This is a genomic window from Methylibium sp. Pch-M (assembly GCF_004136295.1).
GTDB classification, from domain to species: domain Bacteria; phylum Pseudomonadota; class Gammaproteobacteria; order Burkholderiales; family Burkholderiaceae_C; genus Methylibium; species Methylibium petroleiphilum.
Window position 1 is genome coordinate 916,752 of record NZ_CP029606.1, and the last position, 21,916, is coordinate 938,667.

Consider the following 21,916-nt stretch of genomic DNA (forward strand, 5'->3'; position numbering starts at 1 on the left):
ACGGCGCGTCCGGACGCGGGCGGGCCGAAAAGACCAGCGGAGACTCTAGGGGAGCACCGTGGCGCGTGTGCCGGCAAGGTCTCTCGCAGCCGTGCCAGCCGCAAGACGTCCGGCCTCTCAGGTTTCGATCCGGGCCCGCAGCTCCCGCGGTGAACAGCCGAAGCGCCGGCGGAAGGCGCGGCTGAAGTGGGCGGCATCCTTGAAGCCCCACGAGTACGCCAGTTCGCTGACGCGACGCAGGCGCTGCTGCGCGGCGCACAGGTCGCGCCGCGCGGCCTCCAGGCGCTCGGTCTGGATCCAGTCGGCCAGCGAGCAGGCCTCGCCGGCCCAGGCCCGGTGCAAGGTGCTCGGTGACACGCCGAGGCGCTCGGCGATGCGGGCCACCGTGAGATCCGGATCGCGCAGCCGCTCGCGCACCAACGCCTTCACCTGCTGCCGGTGCAGCGCGACGAGCCGCGACACCGGCGGCGGCCGGGCGCCCGGCAACGTCGACAGGCCGGCGATCAGGATCTGCGTCACGCTGTCCGCCACGGCCGCGGCCGACTCGGGCGCCAGCGTGGCGATCTCGGCCGACAGCGTCTCGATCATGCCGATCATCAGGTGACCGGCCCCGCGCCGGCCGCTGACCGCGCAGGCGGTGAGCGACGGCGTATTGGTCAGGGCCGTGCGCAGCGTGGGGCCGGGCAGCATCAGCACGTACTGCTGGAATGCCGCGTCGAAACGCAGCTCGTAGGGTCGCGTGCTGTCGTAGAGGGCGAAGTCGCCGGGCGACAGGTGGGCCACGCGTCCGTCCTGCGCGACCGCGCCGCAGCCCTGCGTCTGGATGCTGACGAGGAAGTAGTCCTCGCTCGCCCGCGCGATCTTGGCCGGCGTGCGGCGCACGCGCTGCGCGCTGGCCGTCACGCGCGACAGCGTCAGCGTGGACAGCGCGTCGGCGGCGATCTCGCCTTCGAGCCGCGAGGCGTCGCCGATCGCGTCGCAGTCCAGCTGCACATAGGTGTCGCAGACGCCGTCGGTCCAGTACGCCAGGCGCTGGGCGGGCTCGACACCGACGGTGGTTAACAGGGTGGGCATGGGACCGCAGCTCAGGGCCTGTGAACGCGGGTCGCAACGCGGCCAGCCCGCGCGCTGCGCGCTGCGGTCAAGTACCGCGCCTCGTCCAGGCAAGACGCCGGGCCGGATTCGTCGCATGCTCCACGCCATTGCACGACAGGAGTCTCGCCATGCCGGTCTCGCACCCCAAGTTCCGCGCTGCCGCCGTCCAGGCCGCGCCGGTGTTCCTGGACCTCGACGCGTCGATCGACAAGGCCGTGGGCCTGATCGCCGAGGCCGCCGCGCAGGGCGCGCAGCTCGTGGCCTTTCCGGAAACCTGGCTGCCCGGCTACCCGTGGTTCATCTGGCTCGATTCGCCGGCCTGGGCCCTGCAGTTCATCCAGCGCTACCACGACCACTCGCTGGTCGACGGTTCGCCGCAGGCCGATCGCATCGCCCAGGCAGCCCGCGACCACGCCATCATGGTCGTGATGGGCCACAGCGAGAAGGCCGGCGGCAGCCTCTACATGGGCCAGTGGATCATCGACGCCGAGGGCCGCACGGTGGCGCGGCGCCGCAAGCTCAAGCCCACGCACGTGGAGCGCACCGTGTTCGGCGAGGGCGACGGCAGCGACCTCGGCGTTCACGACACCGCGCTCGGCCGCATCGGCGCGCTGTGCTGCTGGGAGCACCTGCAACCGCTGTCGAAGTACGCGATGTACGCGCAGGACGAGCAGGTGCACATCGCCGCCTGGCCCAGCTTCTCGCTCTACCGCGGCGGGGCCCATGCGCTGGGCGCGGAGGTGAACACCGCCGCCAGTCGCATCTACGCGGTGGAAGGCCAGTGCTTCGTGATCGCTCCCTGCGCCACGGTCTCGAAGGAGATGGTGGCGCTGCTGTGCGGCGACGACCCGACGAAGCGACAGCTGCTGCTCGAAGGCGGGGGCTATGCGGGCATCTACGCGCCCGACGGCCGCCTGCTGACCGAGCCGCTGCCGGAGCACACCGAGGGCCTCGTCCACGCCGAGCTCGACCTGGGCCTGATCACGCTGGCCAAGGCGGCGGCCGATCCGGCCGGCCACTACGCGCGGCCCGACGTGACGCGCCTGCTGCTCGACAGGACGCCGCGCGAGCGCGTGGTGCTGGCGCCGCAGCACCCTCCCGGCGCGGCGGCAGGCGCCGCCGAGGCCGCACCGCCGCCATCCGCCGCGTCGCCCGGTGACCCGGCCGCTGCCGGCCCGTCGACCACGCGCCGCACGGCTTGAGCGTCGGGCGATCGCTGCGTTCACGACGAGCGCCCCTCGCGGCTCAGGCGCCGGGGGCGGCCGGCAGGGCTGCCGCCTGCACGGCCGGCAGCCCGCCGAGAAAGAGGTCGGCCACGATCGGCGCCAGCGCGGCATGGTCGAGCGGGCCTTCGGGCTTCACCCAGGTGAACATCCAGTTCACCATGCCGAACAGCAGCATCGTCAGGGGCTTGGCCATCGCGGCCTCCTTCAGGTCCGGCCGCAACGCCACCACCGCCGCGGCGAACGACGCCACCACCTGCCGCTCCTTGCCGAGGATGCGTTCGCGGTCGCCTTCTTCCAGGAACTTCACGTCCTCGGTGAGCACGCGGTGCGCGTCCTGCGCCCCGGCGTACTCGCCCACCAGGCGGGCGATCAACTCGCGCAGCCGCGGTTCGGGCGCCAGCGTCGCGTCGGCGTCCACCTCCTCGACCAGCCCCTGCAGCCGCGAGACATGCCCTTCGGCAATGCTGACCAGCAGCGCGTACTTGTCGCGGTAGTAGTGGTACAGCGTGGCCTTCGAGACCCCGCAGGCCTCGGCCACCTGGTTCATCGTGGTGGCCGGGTAGCCGCGGCGCGCGAACAGGCGCGCCGCGTGCTCCAGGATCAGGTCGAGCTGGTCTGCATATCCGGGCAGGCGGCCGCGGGCCATCGGTTGTCCTCGTCTCAGCGTTCGTCGAAGGAGAGCACCACGCGGTCGGTCAGCGGGTGCGCCTGGCAGGCGAGGACGAAGCCGGCGGCCACCTCCTTCCTGTCCAGCGCGAAGTTTCGCTCCATGCGGACCCGCCCCTCGATCAGCTTCGCCCGGCAGGTGCCGCAGACGCCGGACGTGCACGAGAACGGCACCTCGAGCCCGGCCGCCGAGGCCGCGTCGAGCAGGCTGGGTTGTCCCTTGGTGAACGGGATCTCGCGCCGCAGGCCGTCGCGGATGATCGTGACCTTCGCCTGCTCGGCGTCGCCGGGCCGGGCCTCGTGGACCACCGCGTCGGCCGTGCCGCCGGCCGGCTGCGCGACGCCGAAGCGTTCGATGTGGATGCGGTCCTCCGGCACGCCGGCCGCCCGCAGCGCCGCCTCGGCCTCGTCGTTCATCTGGAACGGGCCGCAGACATAGGCGTGGGCGATGCCGGCGGCCGGCACCAGGGCGGACAGGAACTCGCCGATCTTGTGGCGGTTCATCACGCCGCGGTTCAGCGGCGCGTCGGTGTGTTCGTCGGAGAACACATGGTGCAGCACCAGCCGCGTCAGGTAGCGGTTCTTCAGGTCCTCGAGCTCCTCCTTGAACATCGTCGAGCTCAGCAGGCGGTTGCCGTAGATCAGCGTGAAGCGGCCGTGCGGCTCGCGCGCCAGCACCGTCTTCATGATCGACAGGACGGGCGTGATGCCGCTGCCGCCGGCGATGCCCAGGTGGTGGCGCTTCGACGCCGGATCGAGCGGCACGAAGAAGCGGCCCTGCGGCGCCATGACCTGGATCACGTCGCCGGTGCGCAGGTGCTCGTTGATCCAGTTCGAGAACACGCCGCCGCGCACCTTGCGCACGCCCACACGCAATTGGCCGTCGTCGACGCCGGCGCAGATGGAGTAGGAGCGGCGCAGGTCCTGGCCGTCGATCTCCTTGCGCAGCGTGAGGTACTGGCCCTGCGTGAAGCCGAACACCTCGCGCAACGCAGGCGGCACGTCGAACGTCACCACCACGGCCTCGGCCGTGTCGGGCTCGATGGCACGCACGCGCAGCGGATGGAAAAGCAGGCTCATGGGGCGGTGCGATCAGAGCGGCTTGAAGTGCTCGAACGGCTCGCGGCAGCTCAGGCAGCGGTACAGCGCCTTGCAGGCGGTCGACCCGAAGGCGGACAGCCGCTCGGTCAGGCGGCTGCCGCAGCGCGGGCAGGCCAGGGGCGCCGGGGTGCCACGGCCGAAGAAGCGGATCGGCGCCGCACCGTCCGGTCGGACGGGCGGCCCCGGCGGCGCGATGCCGTAGGCGGCGAGCTTGCGGCGGCCGGCCTCGCTGATCCAGTCGGTGGTCCAGGCCGGCGCGCGCTGCAGCGTCACGCGGGCCGGCCCCAGGCCGGCGTCGTCGATCGCCGCCCGCACCTGCCGCTCGATCACCTCGGTGGCCGGACAGCCCGAGTAGGTGGGCGTCAGCACGATCTCCAGGCCCGCGCCCTCGGCACGGACCGCCCGAACGATGCCGAGGTCGCAGACCGACAGCGCCGGCACCTCGGGATCGAGCACCTCGTCCAGTGCCGCCCACGCCCGCTCGCAACGCACGGCATCGTCACGGTCGACCGCCTCGCGCACCGCCGTCACCGCGTTCACCACGCACCTCCCGGGTAGGCCCGCTGCAGGTGCTGCATCTCGGCGAGCAGACGGCCCATGTGCTCGCTGTGCACGCCGCGGCTGCCGGTGCTGGCGTAGCCGCCGGTCGCGGGCAGCGCGAGGCCGGCCTCGGCGAACACGGCCGCCATCTCGGCCAGCCAGGGCTCGCGCAGGTCGGCGCGGCGCGGGCCGAGCCCGGCCCGGTGGGCGTGTTCGTCGACCGCATCGGACTCGAACAGCTCGGGGGTGTAGCGCCAGGCCTGTGCCAGCGCCGCCTCGATGCGGCGGCGCGACGCGTCGGTGCCGTCGGCGAGCCGCACCACCCAGTCGATCGCGTGCTGCTGGTGGTAGCGCACCTCCTTGACCGCCTTGCCGGCGATCGCGGCCACCTCGACATCGCCGGATTCGCACAGCCGCTCCCACAGCAGCCGCGTCCAGCCGGCGACGAACAGGTTGCGCAGCACGGTGAACGCGAAGTCGCCGCGCGGCAGTTCCACCAGCGTGAGGTTGAAGTAGTCGCGCTCGTCGCGCAGGAAGGCGAGCTGGTCCTCGTCGTGGCCACGGCCCTCGAGCTCGCCGGCCCGCGTGAGCAGTGCACGCGACTGTCCCACCAGGTCGAGCGCCATGTTGGTCAGCGCGATGTCCTCCTCGAGGATGGGCGCATGGCCGCACCACTCGCCGAGCCGCTGCGCCAGGATCAGCGTCGTGTCGGCGATGCGCAGCAGGTACTGCACCGCGGGATCGCGCCGGAGTTCGATCGATTGCGTCATGCCGGCCTCACATGTGGTCGACCGACTTCGGCAGCGCGTAGAAGGTCGGGTGGCGGTAGACCTTGTCCTCCATCGGGTCGAAGTAGGCGCCCTTGTCGGCCGGGTCGCTGGCGGTGATCTGGTCCGAGCGCACCACCCAGAGGCTGGTCCCTTCCTGACGGCGCGTGTAGACGTCGCGCGCGAGCTGGATCGCCATCTTCGCGTCGGTGGCGTGCAGGCTGCCGCAGTGCTTGTGGTCCAGGCCGGCCTTGCTGCGCACGAAGACTTCCCACAGCGGCCATTCGGTGTCGGTGCTCATGCGGCCTCCTCCTTCAGTGCCTGCTTGCGTGCATGCGCCAGCGCGGCCTCGCGCACCCAGGCCCCCTCCTCCCAGGCCTGCACGCGGGCGGCGAGGCGCTCGCGGTTGCAGGGCCCGTCGCCGGCGAGCACGCGCCTGAACTCGCTCCAGTCGATCGGCCCGTGGTCCCAGTGCTCGCGCTCGGCGTTCCAGCGCAGCGCCGGATCGGGCAGCGTGACGCCCAGCACCTGGGCCTGCTCCACCGCGGCGTCGATGAACTTCTGCCGCAGCTCGTCGTTGCTGACGCGCTTGATGCCCCAGCGCATCGACTGCGCCGAGTTCGGCGACTGGTCGTCCGGCGGGCCGAACATCATGATCGACGGCCACCACCAGCGGTCCACCGCGTCCTGCACCATCGCCCGTTGCGCCTCCGTGCCCTGCTGCATCATCGTCAGCAGCGCCTCGTAGCCCTGCCGCTGGTGGAAACTCTCCTCGCGGCAGATGCGCACCATCGCGCGCGCATAGGGCGCATAGGAGCAACGGCAGATCGGCACCTGGTTCATGATCGCCGCGCCGTCGACCAGCCAGCCGATCGTGCCCACGTCGGCCCAGCTCAGCGTGGGGTAGTTGAAGATCGAGCTGTACTTGGCCTGGCCGCTGTGCAGCGCGTCGAGCAGCTGGTCGCGCGAGGTGCCCAGGGTCTCGGCCGCGGCGTAGAGGTAGAGGCCGTGGCCGCCCTCGTCCTGCACCTTGGCCAGCAGGATGGCCTTGCGCTTGAGCGTGGGCGCGCGGCCGATCCAGTTGCCCTCGGGCAGCATGCCGACGATCTCGGAGTGCGCGTGCTGGCTGATCTGGCGCACCAGCGTGCGGCGGTAGTGCTCGGGCATCCAGTCCTTGGCCTCGATGAACTCGCCGGCGTCGATGCGCTCGTCGAAGCGCTGCTGCAGCCGCGCCTCCTCGCCCGAGCGGAGCGCCGCGCCCTCGTCCCTCGGCGCGCTGTCCATGGCTTGCGTGTACATGGTGCGGGTTCCTCACTGGGATCGCTTGTCGATCACGCGGCGGGCCTTGCCGACCAGCGTCCGCTCGATGGTGTCCGGCAGGCCGACGCTGACCGTCGTGCTCACGCCGATCAAGGTCTTGATGCGCTGCTGCAGCCGCGCACCGAGGGCGGCACGGTCGGCCCCGGCATGTGCCGGCTGCACCTCGCAGCGCACCTCCACCGCGTCGAGCAGGCCCTCGCGCGTGACCACCAGCTGGTACTGCCCCGACAGCGGGCCTTCCTGCAGCACCAGCTCCTCGATCTGCGTGGGGAACAGGTTGACGCCGCGGATGATCAGCATGTCGTCGCTGCGGCCGACGATCTTGCTCATGCGGCGGAACGACCGCGCCGTCGGCGGCAGCAACCGCGTCAGGTCGCGCGTGCGGTAGCGGACGATGGGCAGCGCCTCCTTGGTCAGCGAGGTGAAGACCAGCTCGCCCTCGGCGCCATCGGGCAGCACCTCACCGGTCTCGGGGTCGATGATCTCCGGGTAGAAGTGGTCTTCCCAGACCACCGGGCCGTCCTTGGCTTCGATGCACTCGTTGGCGACGCCCGGACCCATGACCTCGGACAGGCCGTAGATGTCGACCGCGTCCAGGCCGGCCCGGCCCTCGATCTCCTGGCGCATCGCCTCGGTCCAGGGTTCGGCGCCGAAGATGCCGACCTTCAGCGAGCTCTCGCGCGGGTCCAGACCCTGGCGCACGAACTCCTCGATGATCACCTGCATGTAGCTGGGCGTGACCATGATGATGTCGGGCCGGAAGTCGCACAGCAGCTGCACCTGCTTCTCGGTCTGGCCGCCCGACATCGGGATGACGGTGCAGCCGACCCGCTCGGCGCCGTAGTGCGCACCGAGGCCGCCGGTGAACAGCCCGTAGCCGTAGGACACGTGGACGAGATCGCCCGGGCGCCCGCCGGAGGCGCGGATCGAGCGCGCCACCAGCTCGGCCCAGGTGTCGATGTCCTTCAGCGTGTAGCCCACCACCGTCGGCTTGCCGGTGGTGCCGGACGACGCATGGAGGCGGGCCACCTGTTCGCGCGGCACCGCGAACATGCCGAACGGGTAGTTGTCGCGCAGATCCTTCTTGGTGGTGAACGGAAACCTGGAGAGGTCGGCGAGCTGCTTCAGGTCGTCGGGGTGCACGCCCTGGGCGTCGAACGCGCGCCGGTAGTGCGGCACCCGGTCGTAGGCGTGGCGCAGGGTCGCACGCAGGCGCTGCAGCTGCAGCGCCGAGATCTCGTCGCGGCTGGCGGTCTCGATCGCCTCGAGGTCGCCGGGGGCGGGGCGTTTCACGGGCATGACGGTCTCCTCGTTCAGCGGACGGCGGACGCCACCGCGGGCTTCCCGCGCATCGCATAGGAGCGGCCGCGGAACACCGCGAGGCATTCGCCGCGCTGGTTGTGGACGGTCGCGTCGTAGACGCCGGTGCGGCCGGCGCGCGACACCTGGGTGCAGCGCGCCTCCAGCAGGTCGCCGAGCTGCCCGGGGGCGAGGAAGTCGATCGCGAAGCCCGAGGCCACGGTCAGCTCGTTGCCGGCGTTGCAGGCGAAGGCGAAGGCGGAGTCGGCCAGCGTCGCGATGAGGCCGCCGTGGCACATGCCGTGGCCGTTGAGCATGTCCTCGCGCACGCGCATCGTCAGCACGGCGCGGCCCGGACCGATCTCCGTGACCTGCATGCCCAGGGCCTGCGAGGCGCGGTCGCCGGCCCACAGGCCGTCGCGCACCTGCTCGGCGAGGCGCTGCGCGGAAGCGGGTTCGTCGTTCATGGCGGGGCTCCGGGTCCGGGGGGCGTGATGGTCGGCGTGTTCAGCGGTCGGTGTAGCGCGGCGCGCGCTTGCCGAGGAAGGCGCTCACGCCCTCGAGGTAGTCGTTCGCATGCCCGTGCACGCGCTGCAGCTGCTGTTCGCGCTGCAGCGCGGTGTCGAAGTCGAGCGTCTGGGCGGCGTCGATCGCCTCGCGCGTGGCCACCAGCGCACGCGTCGGCATCGCGGCCAGGCGTTCGGCCAGGGCCTGGGCCGCGGCCGGCAGCGTGTCGTCGTCGACGCACTGCCAGATCAGGCCGAGCCGCTCGGCCTCGGCGGCCGGCAGCTTGTCGCCCAGCAGGGCCAGGCCGAGCGCCTTCGCGCGGCCGGCCAGGCGCGGCAGCAGCCAGGTGCCGCCGGTGTCCGGGACCAGGCCGATCCTCGTGAAGGCCTGGATCAGCACCGCCGAGCGCGCCGCCAGCACCAGGTCGCAGTTCAGCGCCAGGTTGGCCCCGGCGCCGGCCGCCACGCCGTTGACCGCGGCCACCACCGGCACCGGCATCGAGCGAATGCGCAGCGCCAGCGGGCGGTACCAGCGCTCGATCACGGCGCCCAGGTCCTTGCGTTCGCCGCGCGCCGGGTCGACCGAGACGGCCGGATCGGCGAGGTCCTGGCCAGCGCAGAAGGCGCGGCCGGCCCCGGTCAGCACGACGCAGCGCACGCCGGCGTCGCCGGCCGCCGCGTCCAGCTCGCCGCGCAGGCGCTCGAGCATCTCGCCGGTGAAGCTGTTCAAGGCGGCAGGACGGTGGAGCGTCAGCGTCCGCACGCTGCCGGTCTGCGCGACGAGGACGGGGGAGTCGGACATCGGTGCTGCCTTGTCTGCCCGGGAATGCCGGGGCGTCTGCAGTGATCACTCGGGCAATGCATGATTGACCGACCAGTCGGTAGACTATATGTTCCGGTGCGGGCCCCTGCCCATCCCTGCAACTACCTACCCGGAGCCGCCATGCCCTGCTACGCCATCGACGGGGTGCTGCCGGTCGTCGACCCGAGCGCCTACGTCCACCCGACGGCGGTGCTGATCGGTGACGTGATCGTCGGCGCGCACTGCTACATCGGCCCCTGCGCCTGCCTGCGGGGCGACTTCGGGCGCATCGTCATCGGGCCGGGCGCCAATGTGCAGGACAACTGCGTGCTGCACGGCTTCCCGGATCAGGCCACCGTGGTCGAGGAGAACGGCCACATCGGCCACGGTGCGGTGCTGCACGGCTGCGTGGTGCGGCGCGATGCGCTGGTGGGCATGAACGCGGTGGTGATGGACGAGGCCGAGGTCGGCGCGCAGGCCATCGTGGCGGCCTGTGCCTTCGTCCCGGCCGGCATGCAGGTGGCGCCGCGCACCCTGGTGGCCGGCACGCCGGCCCGGCCGAAGCGGCTGCTGAGCGACGCCGAGATCGCGTGGAAGCTCGAAGGCACGCAAACCTACCAGGACCTCGCGCGGCGCAGCCGCGACTCGCTGCGCGAAGTGCTGCCGCTCACCGCGCTTGACGCCGACCGGCCGCGCCTGAAGGCACCGCCGGTGCAGTCCCTGATCGCCACGAAACGCAGCTGACGCACACGTCACCCGCGCGACTGCCGTCGTGCGCCACGCATCGCACACTGACCCTTCCCGTCCACTCAACCCACCCCGGCGGACCCCATGCAAGCACTCTGGCAACACAGCGCTCTCGAACTGGCCGCACTGATCGCGCGACGCGAGGTGTCCTGCGTCGAGGTGATCGAGGCCCACCTGGCGCGGATCGACGCGGTGAACCCGCGCGTCAACGCGGTGGTCCGCCTGCTGGCCGACGACGCGCGGGCCGCCGCCGTGGCCGCCGATCGCCAGGTGGCCACGGGCGCCGCGCTCGGCCCGCTGCACGGCGTGCCGATCACCGTGAAGGAGAACATCGACATGGCCGGCCTGCCCACCCCCTGGGGCGTCAAGGCGCTGGCCGAGGCGGTGGTGCCGGAGGACGCGCCGACGGTGCAGCGCATGCGCGCGGCCGGCGCGATCCCGATCGCCCGCACCAACCTGCCCGACCTGGCGCTGCGGGTGCACACCGACAGCAGCCTGCACGGCGCCACGCTCAACCCCTGGAACCCGGGGCGCACCGCCGGCGGCTCGAGCGGCGGCGACGCGGTGGCGCTGGCCACCGGCATGGCGGCGATCGGCCTGGGCAACGACATCGGCGGCTCGCTGCGCAACCCGGCCAATGCCTGCGGCATCGCATCGATCCGGCCGTCGGCGGGCCGCGTGCCCGACGCCGGCTTCGTGCCGGCCGAAGACCGCCTGTTCGCGGTGCAGCTGATGAACGTGCAAGGCCCGATGGCGCGCCGCGTGGCCGACGTGCGCGCCGCGCTGCAGGCGCTGATGGGCGCCCACCCGCGCGACCCCTGGTCGATCTCGGCGCCGCTGGTCGGGCCCGCCGAGCCCGGGCCGCTGCGCGTGGCGGTGCTGCCCGAGCCGCCGGGCGGCCGCACCGATCCGCGCGTGGCGGCCGCGGTACGGCGCGCCGCCGCGGCGCTGGCCGATGCCGGCTACGAAGTGACCGAGGTCTGCCCGCCGCGCTACGAGGACGCGATCACCGCCTGGGCGCAGCTGCTGTTCGGCGACTTCGAGGCGATGACGCCGCAGCTGCTGCCGATGATGGGCCGCGACGGCGCGGCCTTCTGGGAGATGCTGCGCGCCATCATGCCGCCGTGGGCCGACACCGCGGCGGTGTCCGAACTGTTCATGCGCCGCGACGGCATCGCGCGCGACTGGTCACGCTTCATGGCGCAGTACCCGCTGCTGCTGTCGCCGACCTGGTCGCAGCTGCCGTTCGAGCCCGGCTTCGACTGCGCCACGCCCGCCGGCGCGGCCGACACCGCGGAGATGATCCGCCCGGTGCTGCCGGCCAACCTGATGGGCCTGCCCTCGGCCTGCGTGCCGGCGGACCGCGACGAGGCCACCGGTCTGCCGATCGGCGTGCTGCTGACCGGCCGGCGTTTCCGCGAGGACCAGTGCCTCGATGCCGCCGAGGCGATCGAGCGATGCTTCGCGCTCGCCACGCCGATCGACCCCGTCGGCTGAGCCTCAGAGGTCGACCGGCAGCTCCAGGTGCTGCCGGTAGATGAAGTCGCGGTGTTCGCCGAGCAGGGGCACCGCGGCGGCCCTCACCACCGCGTCGCCGGTCGTGTACACGGCGCGGAACAGCGGCGTCATCGCGCACAGGTCCTGCGGCAATGGCGAGACCAGCGCGTAGGCACAGGCGGCATAAAGGTCCAGCGCGGTGAGCGAGGGCCCCACGCAGTAGCGGCTGCCGCGCTCGCGCTGCGCGCCCAGGCGCGCGGCCAGCAGGCCCAGCACCTCGGCGCAGCGGGCCGGCGCCGCGGCGGCAGCGGCCTCGCTGTAGCCGTACTTGCGGCCGAGGAACGCGAAGCTCTCGCGGATTTCCGGCGGCTGGTCGGGGCCGGAGAAGTCGCGCACCATCAGGTGCCGCCGGTTCCACACGAAGCCGTTCTCGCCGAAGATCTCGTTGGCCAGGCCGAACATCAGCATCCGCTCGTCGACGTCGCGCGGGATCAGCGCCGGCTCCGGCGCCAGCCGCTCGAACAGATGCAGCTGCTCGATCCACGTCGAACGCGGCGGCTCCTCGTTCCACACCGCGACCGGCGCGGTGGCCTGGGCGGTCCAGCGGATCAGCGGCAGGTTGGCGCCGAGCAGTTCCTGCCGCACCTTCACGTGCGCGAGCCGCTTGACGTGCAGGATCGCCTTGGCCGCCTCGCTCCACGGGCCCGGCACGCCGGGCGTGAGCACCACGCGCAGGCCCGGCATCCCGATCGCTTCCTCCACGTCGACGTAATGCGCCATGCGGTGGGCCCCGGGGACTCAGCGATCGACCGGCGGCACGTGACCGCCGAGCGATCCGCGCGCGGAGATCTCGATCCAGTTGCCGTCGGGGTCCTCGACGAAACCGTAGCGCGCGACCGTGCCGAAGGTGACCGGGTCGCGCGCCACGCTTCCGCCGCGCGCGACGATCTCCTGCATCGCCAGGTCGGCATCGTCGATCTGGACGGTGAGGTAACGGAACGCCAGGCCGACGAAATCGCTGCAGGGCCGGCCGCCCGGGCCGGGCGTGACGAACAGCAGCGTGTCGCCGCAGCGCGCCACGTCGTCGGCGACGCGCTCGAAGCCCATCGCCTCGGTGTAGAAGCGCATCAGCCGCGCGGTGTCCGGCGTGCGCACCGTGATGCCGATGCCCACCACGCCATCGGTGCCGCTCGGCACCACGCGGACGGCGTCGCCGTCCGGGTGCCGGCCTTCGAAGCGGCGTGCATCGGCGCCCGCGATCGTCAGGCCGACGTAGCCGGTCGGCGGCTGCTCGGGCAGCGGCGTCGGGTGGTGGTTGACCTTGATGACGGAGCCGTGCGCGTCGTAGCGGTGCTGGACCGTGCCGTTGCCGAAGTCGAGCTCGTGGTCGAGGCGCAGGCCCACGGTGTCCGACCAGAAGCTGCGATGCCGCGCGATCTGGTGGGTGAACAGGCCGATGTCGAGGTGCGGCTTGAGCAGGCGCATGGCCGGTCCCTCAGGCGCCCAGCGTGTCGAGCGCGTGGTTGTCGATCGCCTGGTGCGCGCCGCCGGTGATCATGTGCGCGAACAGGCGGTCGCCCCGCTCGGTGCGCTTGACGATCACGGTCGCGGCGATCGCCACCGCGAGCACCGCGAAGCTGTAGTGCCGGTAATCGGCCATCGCGTGCTCGAAGCTGTAGTCCTGCACGCCGTGCGCGCAGAGCGCCTCGTGGTAGCCGGCGAGCAGCGAGCGCTCGTGCCTGCGGCGCGTCTCACGGTCGAACGCGCCCCCCAGGAAATAGGCGGTGTCCATGCCGGTCCCGAGGAAGTTGCTGGTCTGCCAGTCGACGATCGCGACCCGGCCTCCCGCGGGATGGAACAGCATGTTGTCGGGCCGGAAATCGCAGTGCGAGTAGCACTTGGGCAGCGGCCGCGGCCGGTTCCAATGCGCGTGGTGACGGACGTAGCGCTCGCAGACATCGGTGACCTCGGCGGACAGCATGCCGTCGTAGGTGCGCTTGAAGTAGTCCCACGACGACTCGATCAGCTCGGTGGTGTAGAAGCCCTGCGCGCCTTCGGGCACGTAGAGCCAGGGCTGCTTCATCAGCTCGAGGTCGTTCCAGTAGGCCGCGTGGAGCCGGGCCGCCTCCGACAGCGCCCGGCGCGCTTCGTCGACGCTGCAGCCGCGCATCTGGTCACCCGGCCGGGCCGGCGCCAGGTCTTCGAACAGCAGCACGAAATCGTTGGCCGCATCGATCTCCGCCACGTAGGTGCGCGGCACGTGGATGCCGGCCTTCGCAGCCGCCTCCCGGTAGAACATGACCTCCGAGCGGTAGAAGCCCATCGACCGCCCGGTCTCCGCCGCCGTGGCATTGGCGGACGGGAACTTGCCGACCACCGACTTCGGCGCGTCGGGCGGCGGCGTGCCGGCGTACTCGAGATGGAAGCGACGGGTCTCGCCGAGCTGTCCGGTGCCGACCGACTCCATCACCAGTCCGGCGACCCGGGCATTCACGCCCCCGGCGGCCAACGCGGCCGTGATCCACGCGGGGGTCACCGCCTCGGGCGGCACGATGGCGACAGGCTGGCTCATGGGCGGGTCTCTCCGGGTTGCTCGCGGCGCAGCTTAGGGCGCGGGCACGCCGAAAGATGGCTCATTCCGGACACCGCTCTTGCCCAGGCGTGACAGGCAGCCTGTGCGGGCTGCGGCTATCCTCGTCCCGATGCAGCACATCCTCACGGCCACAGGCGTCTCCAAGACCTACCGCTCGGGCTTCCACGCGCTCAAGGGCATCGACCTGGCGATCCGCCCCGGCGAGATCTTCGCGCTGCTGGGGCCCAACGGCGCCGGCAAGACCACGCTGATCAGCATCGTCTGCGGCATCGTCAATGCGAGCAGCGGCCGCATCGAAGTCGACGGGCACGACATCGTTCGCGACTACCGCGCCGCACGCTCGCTGATCGGCCTCGTGCCCCAGGAGCTGACGACCGACGCCTTCGAATCGGTGTGGAACACGGTGTCCTTCAGCCGCGGCCTGTTCGGCAAGCCGCCGGACCCGGCGCACATCGAAAAGGTGCTGAAGGCGCTGTCCTTGTGGGACAAGAAGGACAGCAAGATCATGGCGCTGTCGGGCGGCATGAAGCGGCGGCTGATGATCGCCAAGGCGCTGTCGCACGAGCCGCGCATCCTCTTCCTGGACGAGCCGACCGCCGGCGTCGACGTGACGCTGCGGCGCGACATGTGGCAGCTGGTGCGCGAGCTGCGCGCGACCGGCGTGACCATCATCCTGACCACGCACTACATCGAGGAAGCCGAGGAGATGGCCGACCGCATCGGCATCATCAACAAGGGGGAGCTGGTTCTCGTCGAGCAGAAGGCCGAGTTGATGCGCAAGCTCGGCCGCAAGCAGCTGACGCTGCAGCTGGTGGAGCGGCTGGCGCAGGTGCCGCCCGCGCTGGCCGCCTATGCGCTCACGCTGTCGGCCGACGGCCTGGAGCTGACCTACACCTACGACACGCAGAGCGGGCGCGCCGGCATCGCCGCGCTGCTGGACGCGCTGAGCGGGCTGGGGATCGCGTTCAAGGACCTGCACACGACGCAGAGCTCTCTGGAAGACATCTTCGTCGGCCTGATCGAGGACAACAACCCATGAGCATGAACCTGCACGCGGTGCGCGCCATCTACCGCTTCGAGATGGCGCGCGCCTGGCGCACGCTGATGCAGAGCGTGATCTCGCCGGTGATCTCCACCTCGTTGTACTTCGTGGTGTTCGGCGCGGCGATCGGCGCGCGCATTCCCGAGGTCGACGGCGTCAGCTACGGCGCCTTCATCGTGCCCGGGCTGGTGATGCTGTCGCTGCTGACGCAGAGCATCTCCAACGCCTCGTTCGGCATCTACTTTCCCAAGTTCACCGGCACGATCTACGAGCTGCTGTCGGCGCCGGTCTCGGCCTTCGAGATCGTGCTGAGCTACGTGGGCGCCGCGGCCACCAAGTCGGTCGTGCTCGGGCTCATCATCCTGGCCACCGCCTGGCTGTTCGTGCCGCTGCGCATCGAGCACCCGGTCTGGATGCTGCTGTTCCTGGTGCTGACGGCGGTGACCTTCAGCCTGTTCGGCTTCATCATCGGCATCTGGGCCGACGGCTTCGAGAAGCTGCAGGTGGTGCCGCTGCTGATCGTCACGCCGCTCACCTTCCTGGGGGGCAGCTTCTATTCGATCGGCATGCTGCCGCCGTTCTGGCAGACGGTGGCGCTGTTCAATCCGGTGGTCTACCTGGTGAGCGGCTTCCGCTGGAGCTTCTACGGCACGGCCGACGTGCACATCGCGCTGAGCCTGGGCATGACCTTCGCCTTCCTCGCCGGCTCGCTGGCCGTCGTGGCCTGGATCTTCCGCACCGGCTACCGGCTGAAGACCTGAGGCGCGTTCAGGCGCCGGCCGGGCCCTCGATCAGCACCGCCCGGAAGTCGTTCACGTTGGTCAGCGTCGGGCCGCTGACCACCGAGTCGCCGAGCGCCTGGAAGAAGCCGTGGCCGTCGTTGTCGTCGAGGCTGGCGCGCGGGCGCAGGCCGAGCGCCCAGGCACGCGCCAGCGTGTCGGGCGCGGCGCAGGCGCCGGCGATCTCCTCGACACCGTCGACGCCGTCGGTGTCGCCCGCGATCGCATGCACACCGGGCAGGCCATCCAGCGCGATGGCGAGCGACAGCAGGAACTCGACATTGCGGCCGCCGCGGCCCCGGCCTTTCAAGGTGACCGTGGTCTCGCCGCCCGACAGCAGCACGCAGGGCGGGCGGAACGGCTGGCCGTGCAGCGCCACCTGGCGCGCGATGCCGGCGATCGTCTTGCCGACCTCGCGCGCCTCGCCCTCCAGGCTGTCGCCCAGGATGTAGGGCGTGATGCCGGCGTCGCGCGCGACCCGCGCCGCGGCCTCGAGCGCGATCTGCGGCGCGGTGATGAGGCGCGTCTCGCTGCGGGCCAGGCGGGGATCGTGCGGCTTGACGGTCTCGCCGTCGCCGCTCTCCAGCAGTGCGCGCACCGCCGGCGGCAGCGCGATCCGGTAGCGCTGCACGATGGCCAGCGCGTCGGCACAGGTGGTGGGGTCGGCCACGGTCGGGCCCGATGCGATGTCGATCGGGTTGTCGCCCGGCACGTCGGAGATCAGCAGGCTCACCAGCCGGGCCGGGTGGCAGGCGGCGGCCAGTCGCCCGCCCTTCAGCGACGACAGGTGCCGACGCACGCAGTTCATCTCGGAGATCGTCGCACCGCTCTCCAGCAGCGCGGTGTTGACGGCCTGCTTGTCCGCCAGCGTGAGCCCGGGGCCCGGCGCCACCAGCAGCGAGGAGCCGCCGCCGGAGACGAGCGCGATCACCAGGTCGTCGGCGCGCAGGTCGCTCACCAGCGCGCGGATGCGTTCGGCCGCGCGCAGCCCGGCGGCGTCGGGCACCGGGTGGGCGGCCTCGACGATCTCGATGCGCTCGCAGGGCACGGCGTAGCCGTAGCGGGTGACCACCAGGCCCTGCAGCGGGCCGTCCCAATGCTGCTCCAGCACCCGCGCCATCGCGGCCGAGGCCTTGCCCGCGCCGATCACGAAGGTGCGGCCCGCCGGCTTCTCGGGCAGGTGGGCCGGCAGGCACAGCGCCGGCTGCGCCGCGGCGACGGCCGCGTCGAACAGCGCGCGCAGCAGCGGCCGGCGATCGATCGTGGTGGCGGCGGCCACGGTCGCTCAGGCCGCGGCCACGTCGTGGCCCGCCATCAGCTCCAGCGCCCGCACCAGCGCGGAGTGGTCGAGGTCGGCCATGCCGTTGGCGGCGCAGGCCTGCATCAGCTGCGCCGCGCTGGCGGTCTGCGGCAGCGACACGCCGAGCTCGCGCGCGCCCTGCAGCGCGAGGCCCAGGTCCTTCTGGTGCAGCTTGATGCGGAAGCCCGGCGCGAAGGTGCGCTTGATCATGCGTTCGCCATGCACCTCGAGGATGCGGCTGGCCGCAAAGCCGCCCATCAGCGCCTGGCGCACCTTGGCCGGGTCGGCGCCGGCCTTGCTGGCGAACAGCAGCGCCTCGCCGACCGCGGCGATGTTGAGCGCGACGATGATCTGGTTGGCCACCTTGGTGGTCTGGCCATCGCCGTTGCCGCCGACCAGCGTGATGTTCTTGCCCATCGTCTCGAGCAGCGGGCGCACGCGCGCGAACACCGCCTCGTCGCCGCCGCACATGATGGTCAGCGAGGCCGCCTTGGCACCGACCTCGCCGCCGGACACCGGCGCGTCCAGGTAGTCGGCGCCGAGCGCGTTGATGCGCTGCGCGAACGCCTTGGTGGCCATCGGCGAGATCGAGCTCATGTCGACGACGACCTTGCGCGCGCCGCCGGCGCCGCTCTCCAGGCCGGCGGCGATGCCGTTCGCGCCGAACAGCACGGCCTCGACGTCGGGCGTGTCGGGCAGCATGGTGAACACCACCTCGGCATGGCGCGCCACCTCGGCCGCGTTGGCGCAGGCCTGCGCGGCCGACGCGGCGATCGCCTCGGGCAGCTTGCCGCGGGTGTGGACGAAGAGCGCGTGGCCGGCAGCCGCCAGGTGCAGCGCCATCGGCGTGCCCATGATGCCCAGGCCGATGAATCCGATCTTCATGGTGAGGTCCTTCTCTGTGCGTGGATCAATAGCCCGGTGCGCTGCCTGGCGTTGGGCGGTCGCGCATCTTCGCCACCACCTGCTGCGCGCCGGCGGCCATCAGCCGCGCGTCCGAACTCACGGTGACGAACTGGAAGCCCTTGGCGATGCGCGCCAGCGCGGCCTCGGGGCTGCCGTTGTGGATCGCAGCCACCACGCCGTGCGCCTTGGCGCGCGCCAGGATGTGGTCGATCGCCTGCGCCACCGGCGGGTCCACGTCGTCGAAGGTCGGCGTGCAGCCGAGCGCCAGCGACAGGTCCGAGGGTCCGATGTAGATGGCGTCCAGACCTTCGACGGACAGGATCGCGTCCAGGTTGTCGAGCGCCTGCGCGGTCTCGATCATCGCGAAGGTGACGATGGTGTCGTTGGCGTGCTGCGCGTAGTCGGCGCCGCCGTACAGCAGCGCGCGCACCGGGCCGAAGCTGCGCGTGCCACGCGGCGCGTAGTGGGTGCAAGCCACCAGCTTCTGCGCGTCCTCGCGGGTGTTGACCATCGGGCAGATCACGCCGTAGGCGCCGGCGTCCAGCGTCTTCATCAGGATGCCCGGCTCGAGCCAGGGCACGCGCACCACCGGCACCGTGGCGGTGGTCGAGATCGCCTGCAGCATCGGGACCATCGCCTGGTAGTCGACCACGCCGTGCTGCAGGTCGATGGTGAGTGCGTCCCAGCCCTGGTGGGCCATGGTCTCGGCCGAGAAGCTGTTGGGGATGGCGAGCCAGCCGTTGAGGGCGGCGCCTCCGCTCTTCCAGATCTCGCGCAGGCGGTTGGGTCTCATGGTCATCCTCTCGGCGTTCGTGGGTTCGTTGATCGATCAGTCCAGCGGCGCGGCCGTCACCAGCCGGCCCTCGGCGAAGAACAGCGCCAGGTTGTCCAGCACGCGCTGGCCCATCGCCTGACGCGTCTCGCGCGTGGCGCTGGCGATGTGCGGCAGCAGCACCACGTTGTCCAGCGCGCGCAGTGCGGCCGGCACCTGCGGCTCGTGCTCGAACACGTCGAGCGCCGCACCGGCGATGCGCCGCTCGACCAGAGCGTGCACCAGCGCCGCCTCGTCGACGACGGAGCCGCGCGAGACGTTGACCAGGAAGCCTTCGGGGCCGAGCGCGTCGAGCACCGCCCCGTCCACCAGGTGGCGCGTGCCGGCGCCGCCGGCGGCAATGACCACCAGGAAGTCGGCCCAGTCGGCCAGCGCCACCAGCGACGGTTCGTGCGGCCAGGGCGCGTCGGCGACCGGGCGGCGCGCGTGGTAGCGGATCGCCATGTCGAAGCCGAGCGCGCGCCGGGCGATGGTGCGGCCGATGCGGCCCAGCCCGACGATGCCGAGCTTCGCGCCGCTGACGCGGCGCCCGAGCGGAAAGGCCGGCGCACCGGCCGCGCCCCAGCGGCCGGCGCGCACGTAGCGGTCGGCCTCGGACGTGCGGCGTGCCACGTCGAGCAGCAGGGCCATCGCGAGATCGGCCACGCAGTCGTTCAGCACGTCGGGGGTGTAGCCCACGGCGATGCCGCGCCGCGCGGCGGCCGCGAGGTCGATCTTGTCGAGCCCGACGCCGAAGCTCGAGATCACGCGCAGCGACGGCAGCGCGTCGATCAGCGCCGCGTCCGCGCCGCTGCCGCCGGCCGAGGTGACCAGGCCCACGAACTCGGCGCCGCGCGCCGCCAGGAAGGCCTGCGGGTCGGCCTCGTCGGCCAGGCGGTGCAGGTCGTGGGCGGCCGCCAGCCGCTCCTCCAGCCAGGGCAGCAGGCGGCCGATCTGCAGCACGCGGGGCTTCGTCGACGTCATTCGATCTTCACCCCGCCCTGCGCGACCACGCTCGCCCAGTTCTTGCGCTCGCGCTCGAAGAAGGTGGCGAACTCGGCCGGCGTCATCGTGTAGACCTCGGCACCCTGCGACACCAGTCGTTCACGGACCTCGGGCGAGCGGATGATGCGCGACAACTCGGCCGCCACCTTGGCCACCACCGCGGGCGGCGTGGCCGCCGGCATCAGCACGCCCTGCCAGGTGCCCGACTCGAAGCCCTTCACGCCCTGCTCGGCGATGGTGGGCACGTTGGCCAGCAGCGGCACGCGCGTGGCCTTGGAGACGCCCAGCACCTTGAGCTTGCCCGCCTGCACCTGCGGCAGCGTCGCCAGCATGCCGTTCATCAGCACCTGGGTCTGGCCGGCCACGGTGTCGCCGATCGCCTGGGCGCCGCCCTTGTAGGGGATGTAGGTCCACTCGGCCTTGGTGGCCTTCTCGACCGCCACGCCGGCCAGGTGCGGCGCGCTGCCGATGGCAGTGACCGCGAAGTTCAGCGACTCCTTGTGCGACAGCGCCACCAGTTCCTGCAGGTTGTTGGCCTTGACCGACGGGTGCACCACCAGCAGGTGCGGCGAGTACGCGAGCATGCCGACGCCGCGCAGGTCCTTGCTGGGATCGAACGGCAGCTTGGCGTAGACCGAAGCGGTGATCGCCAGCGCGCCCACGTCGCACAGCAGCAGCGTGTGGCCGTCGTTGGCCTTGGCGACGAAATCGGTGCCGGTGTTGCCGTTGGCGCCGGGCTTGTTCTCGACGATCACCGTCTGCTTCAGCGCCTCGGACAGCGGCCCCGAGATCGCGCGGGCGATGATGTCCGACGAACCGCCGGGCGAGTACGGCACGACGATGCGGATCGTCTGCGTGGGCCAGGCCTGGGCCTGGGCGCCGCCGGCGGCCAGCGCCAGCGTGGCGGTCAGGGCGCGGACAAAGATGCGTCGAATCATCGGGGGTCTCCTCGGTCGGGGTCGGATCGGGCGAGGCGGTGGGATGTGCCTCAGTAGTTGTCAGTCATCGTACAACATAAGGAATGCGTCCCCACTGGGGATTGCCCTCGGATCGGTCCGCGCGCCGGCTGCCGCTCAGGCGCGCGGCTGGCGCGCCTGCGCCGCCGCGCCGGCGCGGCGGCGGCGCTCGCGGCTGTTGGCCAGGTGGGTGCGCATCGCGGCGCGCGCCGCCTCGGCGTCCTGGCTGGCAATGGCGTCGTAGATGCTCTCGTGCTCGCCGTTCACGCGGCGCAGGTAGTCGCGGCGCTCTGCGCTCTGCGCTTGCGGCTCGTCGAGGCGAGCGCGCGGGATGATCATCGCGCCCAGCGTGCCCATCAGCTCGGCGAAATGGTGGTTCTGGGTGGCGCGCGCCACCTCCAGGTGGAACTGGAAGTCGGCGCCGACCGCGTCACGGCCCGCCTCCACCGCCGCGGCGAAGGCGTCCAGCGCGCCGCGCAGGGTGGTGAGGTTGTCGGCGCTGCGGCGCAGCGCGGCGAGGCCGGCCGCCTCGGTCTCGACGCCGATGCGCAGTTCCAGCACCGCGATCACGTCTCGCAGCGTCGCGAACTGCTCCGGCGCGATGCGGAACGGCGCCGCATCGCCGAACCCGACCACGAAGGTGCCGACGCCGTGCCGGGTGGCCACCAGCCCGCCGGCCTGGAGCTTGGAGATCGCCTCGCGCACCACGGTGCGGCTGACGCCGAACTCCGCCATGATCGCCGCCTCGGTGGGCAGCTTATCGCCGGGGGCCAGGCGGCCGTCGCGGATGCGGTCCCCCAGCGCGTCGACCAGCTCGAGCGCGAGCGTGCGGGGGCGGCGGCGAGGCGCGAAAGGCATGTCCATGTCGGGAGGACCCGGTGACGGCGGCCTCGGAGGCCGGGGTGGATGGGCAGTAGTTGTATGACAACTGTCACGCAAAAGCAAGCGATCGGGCCGA

General features: G+C 71.8%; 24 protein-coding genes. 5 read left to right on the forward strand and 19 right to left on the reverse strand.

All coding sequences use genetic code 11. The features are described from left to right. Positions 1 to 117 precede the first annotated feature (117 nt). On the reverse strand, positions 118 to 1,074 hold the full coding sequence (locus C1M51_RS04315; protein ID WP_129448395.1) for a helix-turn-helix domain-containing protein: 957 nt from the start codon (positions 1,072 to 1,074) through the stop codon (positions 118 to 120). Between the two features lie 149 nt (positions 1,075 to 1,223). Here C1M51_RS04315 and C1M51_RS04320 point away from each other — a divergent pair, with 149 nt between their 5' ends. Continuing rightward, a complete protein-coding gene (locus tag C1M51_RS04320) occupies positions 1,224 to 2,297 on the forward strand; it encodes a carbon-nitrogen hydrolase family protein (RefSeq protein ID WP_129448396.1) in 1,074 nt (357 codons plus the stop codon). A gap of 43 nt (positions 2,298 to 2,340) precedes the next feature. Here the strand turns inward: C1M51_RS04320 and C1M51_RS04325 are convergent, their stop codons facing one another. From C1M51_RS04325 to C1M51_RS04365, 9 genes are read right to left on the reverse strand one after another with little or no spacing between them, the layout of a single operon-like run. Beyond that, positions 2,341 to 2,967 (reverse strand): TetR/AcrR family transcriptional regulator, encoded by a 627-nt coding sequence (locus C1M51_RS04325; protein ID WP_129448397.1) that lies wholly within the window; start codon positions 2,965 to 2,967, stop codon positions 2,341 to 2,343. Positions 2,968 to 2,981: 14 nt separating this feature from the next. Continuing rightward, a complete protein-coding gene (gene paaE / locus C1M51_RS04330; protein WP_129448398.1) occupies positions 2,982 to 4,067 on the reverse strand; it encodes a 1,2-phenylacetyl-CoA epoxidase subunit PaaE in 1,086 nt (361 codons plus the stop codon). A 12-nt stretch (positions 4,068 to 4,079) separates the two neighbouring features. Further along, a complete protein-coding gene (paaD, locus tag C1M51_RS04335; RefSeq protein WP_409072620.1) occupies positions 4,080 to 4,628 on the reverse strand; it encodes a 1,2-phenylacetyl-CoA epoxidase subunit PaaD in 549 nt (182 codons plus the stop codon). Continuing rightward, complete coding sequence (paaC, locus tag C1M51_RS04340; protein WP_129448399.1) at positions 4,625 to 5,398, reverse strand: 1,2-phenylacetyl-CoA epoxidase subunit PaaC; 774 nt, start codon at positions 5,396 to 5,398, stop codon at positions 4,625 to 4,627. Before paaC ends, paaD begins: the two co-directional genes overlap by 4 nt. 7 nt (positions 5,399 to 5,405) lie before the next feature. After that, complete coding sequence (gene paaB, locus C1M51_RS04345) at positions 5,406 to 5,696, reverse strand: 1,2-phenylacetyl-CoA epoxidase subunit PaaB (protein ID WP_129448400.1); 291 nt, start codon at positions 5,694 to 5,696, stop codon at positions 5,406 to 5,408. Further along, positions 5,693 to 6,694 carry a 1,2-phenylacetyl-CoA epoxidase subunit PaaA gene (gene paaA, locus C1M51_RS04350; protein WP_129448401.1) on the reverse strand — a complete coding sequence of 334 codons (1,002 nt, stop codon included), beginning with the start codon at positions 6,692 to 6,694 and terminating at the stop codon, positions 5,693 to 5,695. The genes paaB and paaA overlap by 4 nt, the downstream gene beginning before the upstream one ends. Before the next feature lie 12 nt (positions 6,695 to 6,706). Further along, positions 6,707 to 8,014: a phenylacetate--CoA ligase PaaK gene (paaK, locus tag C1M51_RS04355; RefSeq protein WP_129448402.1), complete on the reverse strand. Its 1,308-nt coding sequence runs from the start codon at positions 8,012 to 8,014 to the stop codon at positions 6,707 to 6,709. A 14-nt stretch (positions 8,015 to 8,028) separates the two neighbouring features. Further along, positions 8,029 to 8,481 carry a hydroxyphenylacetyl-CoA thioesterase PaaI gene (gene paaI, locus C1M51_RS04360; protein WP_129448403.1) on the reverse strand — a complete coding sequence of 151 codons (453 nt, stop codon included), beginning with the start codon at positions 8,479 to 8,481 and terminating at the stop codon, positions 8,029 to 8,031. Between the two features lie 40 nt (positions 8,482 to 8,521). After that, a complete protein-coding gene (locus C1M51_RS04365) occupies positions 8,522 to 9,322 on the reverse strand; it encodes an enoyl-CoA hydratase-related protein (protein WP_129448404.1) in 801 nt (266 codons plus the stop codon). Between the two features lie 141 nt (positions 9,323 to 9,463). On the opposite strand from C1M51_RS04365, the gene C1M51_RS04370 reads away from it, so the two are divergent. Both C1M51_RS04370 and C1M51_RS04375 read left to right on the forward strand, forming a co-directional pair. After that, complete coding sequence (locus C1M51_RS04370) at positions 9,464 to 10,066, forward strand: transferase hexapeptide repeat family protein (protein WP_129448405.1); 603 nt, start codon at positions 9,464 to 9,466, stop codon at positions 10,064 to 10,066. Between the two features lie 87 nt (positions 10,067 to 10,153). Then, positions 10,154 to 11,566, forward strand: coding sequence for an amidase (locus C1M51_RS04375; RefSeq protein ID WP_129448406.1), 1,413 nt, complete (start codon positions 10,154 to 10,156; stop codon positions 11,564 to 11,566). A gap of 3 nt (positions 11,567 to 11,569) precedes the next feature. Here the strand turns inward: C1M51_RS04375 and C1M51_RS04380 are convergent, their stop codons facing one another. Genes C1M51_RS04380 through C1M51_RS04390 form a run of 3 tightly spaced genes read right to left on the reverse strand, consistent with a single transcriptional unit; the run spans position 11,570 to position 14,138 of the window. Beyond that, the gene (locus C1M51_RS04380) at positions 11,570 to 12,346 is read right to left on the reverse strand and encodes a hypothetical protein (RefSeq protein ID WP_129448407.1); all 777 of its coding nucleotides are present in this window, start codon (positions 12,344 to 12,346) and stop codon (positions 11,570 to 11,572) included. Positions 12,347 to 12,364: 18 nt separating this feature from the next. Continuing rightward, positions 12,365 to 13,051: a VOC family protein gene (locus C1M51_RS04385; protein WP_129448408.1), complete on the reverse strand. Its 687-nt coding sequence runs from the start codon at positions 13,049 to 13,051 to the stop codon at positions 12,365 to 12,367. 10 nt (positions 13,052 to 13,061) lie between these two features. Then, complete coding sequence (locus C1M51_RS04390; RefSeq protein ID WP_129448409.1) at positions 13,062 to 14,138, reverse strand: phosphotransferase; 1,077 nt, start codon at positions 14,136 to 14,138, stop codon at positions 13,062 to 13,064. A 130-nt stretch (positions 14,139 to 14,268) separates the two neighbouring features. Between C1M51_RS04390 and C1M51_RS04395 the strand changes: the two genes are divergently transcribed. Together C1M51_RS04395 and C1M51_RS04400 are read left to right on the forward strand one after the other, a co-directional pair. Beyond that, positions 14,269 to 15,198 carry an ABC transporter ATP-binding protein gene (locus C1M51_RS04395; RefSeq protein WP_129448410.1) on the forward strand — a complete coding sequence of 310 codons (930 nt, stop codon included), beginning with the start codon at positions 14,269 to 14,271 and terminating at the stop codon, positions 15,196 to 15,198. 2 nt (positions 15,199 to 15,200) lie between these two features. Beyond that, complete coding sequence (locus C1M51_RS04400) at positions 15,201 to 15,962, forward strand: ABC transporter permease (protein WP_036235073.1); 762 nt, start codon at positions 15,201 to 15,203, stop codon at positions 15,960 to 15,962. A gap of 7 nt (positions 15,963 to 15,969) precedes the next feature. Here the strand turns inward: C1M51_RS04400 and C1M51_RS04405 are convergent, their stop codons facing one another. From C1M51_RS04405 to C1M51_RS04430, 6 genes are all read right to left on the reverse strand, one after another. Continuing rightward, positions 15,970 to 17,259 carry a glycerate kinase gene (locus C1M51_RS04405; protein ID WP_129448411.1) on the reverse strand — a complete coding sequence of 430 codons (1,290 nt, stop codon included), beginning with the start codon at positions 17,257 to 17,259 and terminating at the stop codon, positions 15,970 to 15,972. 6 nt (positions 17,260 to 17,265) lie between these two features. Further along, positions 17,266 to 18,165 (reverse strand): 2-hydroxy-3-oxopropionate reductase, encoded by a 900-nt coding sequence (locus C1M51_RS04410; protein WP_129448412.1) that lies wholly within the window; start codon positions 18,163 to 18,165, stop codon positions 17,266 to 17,268. A gap of 25 nt (positions 18,166 to 18,190) precedes the next feature. After that, positions 18,191 to 18,979 (reverse strand): HpcH/HpaI aldolase/citrate lyase family protein, encoded by a 789-nt coding sequence (locus tag C1M51_RS04415; protein ID WP_129448413.1) that lies wholly within the window; start codon positions 18,977 to 18,979, stop codon positions 18,191 to 18,193. 36 nt (positions 18,980 to 19,015) lie between these two features. Continuing rightward, the gene (locus tag C1M51_RS04420) at positions 19,016 to 19,981 is read right to left on the reverse strand and encodes a 2-hydroxyacid dehydrogenase (protein WP_129448414.1); all 966 of its coding nucleotides are present in this window, start codon (positions 19,979 to 19,981) and stop codon (positions 19,016 to 19,018) included. Further along, the gene (locus C1M51_RS04425) at positions 19,978 to 20,940 is read right to left on the reverse strand and encodes a tripartite tricarboxylate transporter substrate binding protein (protein WP_036236650.1); all 963 of its coding nucleotides are present in this window, start codon (positions 20,938 to 20,940) and stop codon (positions 19,978 to 19,980) included. Before C1M51_RS04425 ends, C1M51_RS04420 begins: the two co-directional genes overlap by 4 nt. Positions 20,941 to 21,075: 135 nt before the next feature. After that, positions 21,076 to 21,822, reverse strand: coding sequence for a FadR/GntR family transcriptional regulator (locus C1M51_RS04430; protein WP_129448415.1), 747 nt, complete (start codon positions 21,820 to 21,822; stop codon positions 21,076 to 21,078). Between the last annotated feature and the right edge of the window lie 94 nt (positions 21,823 to 21,916).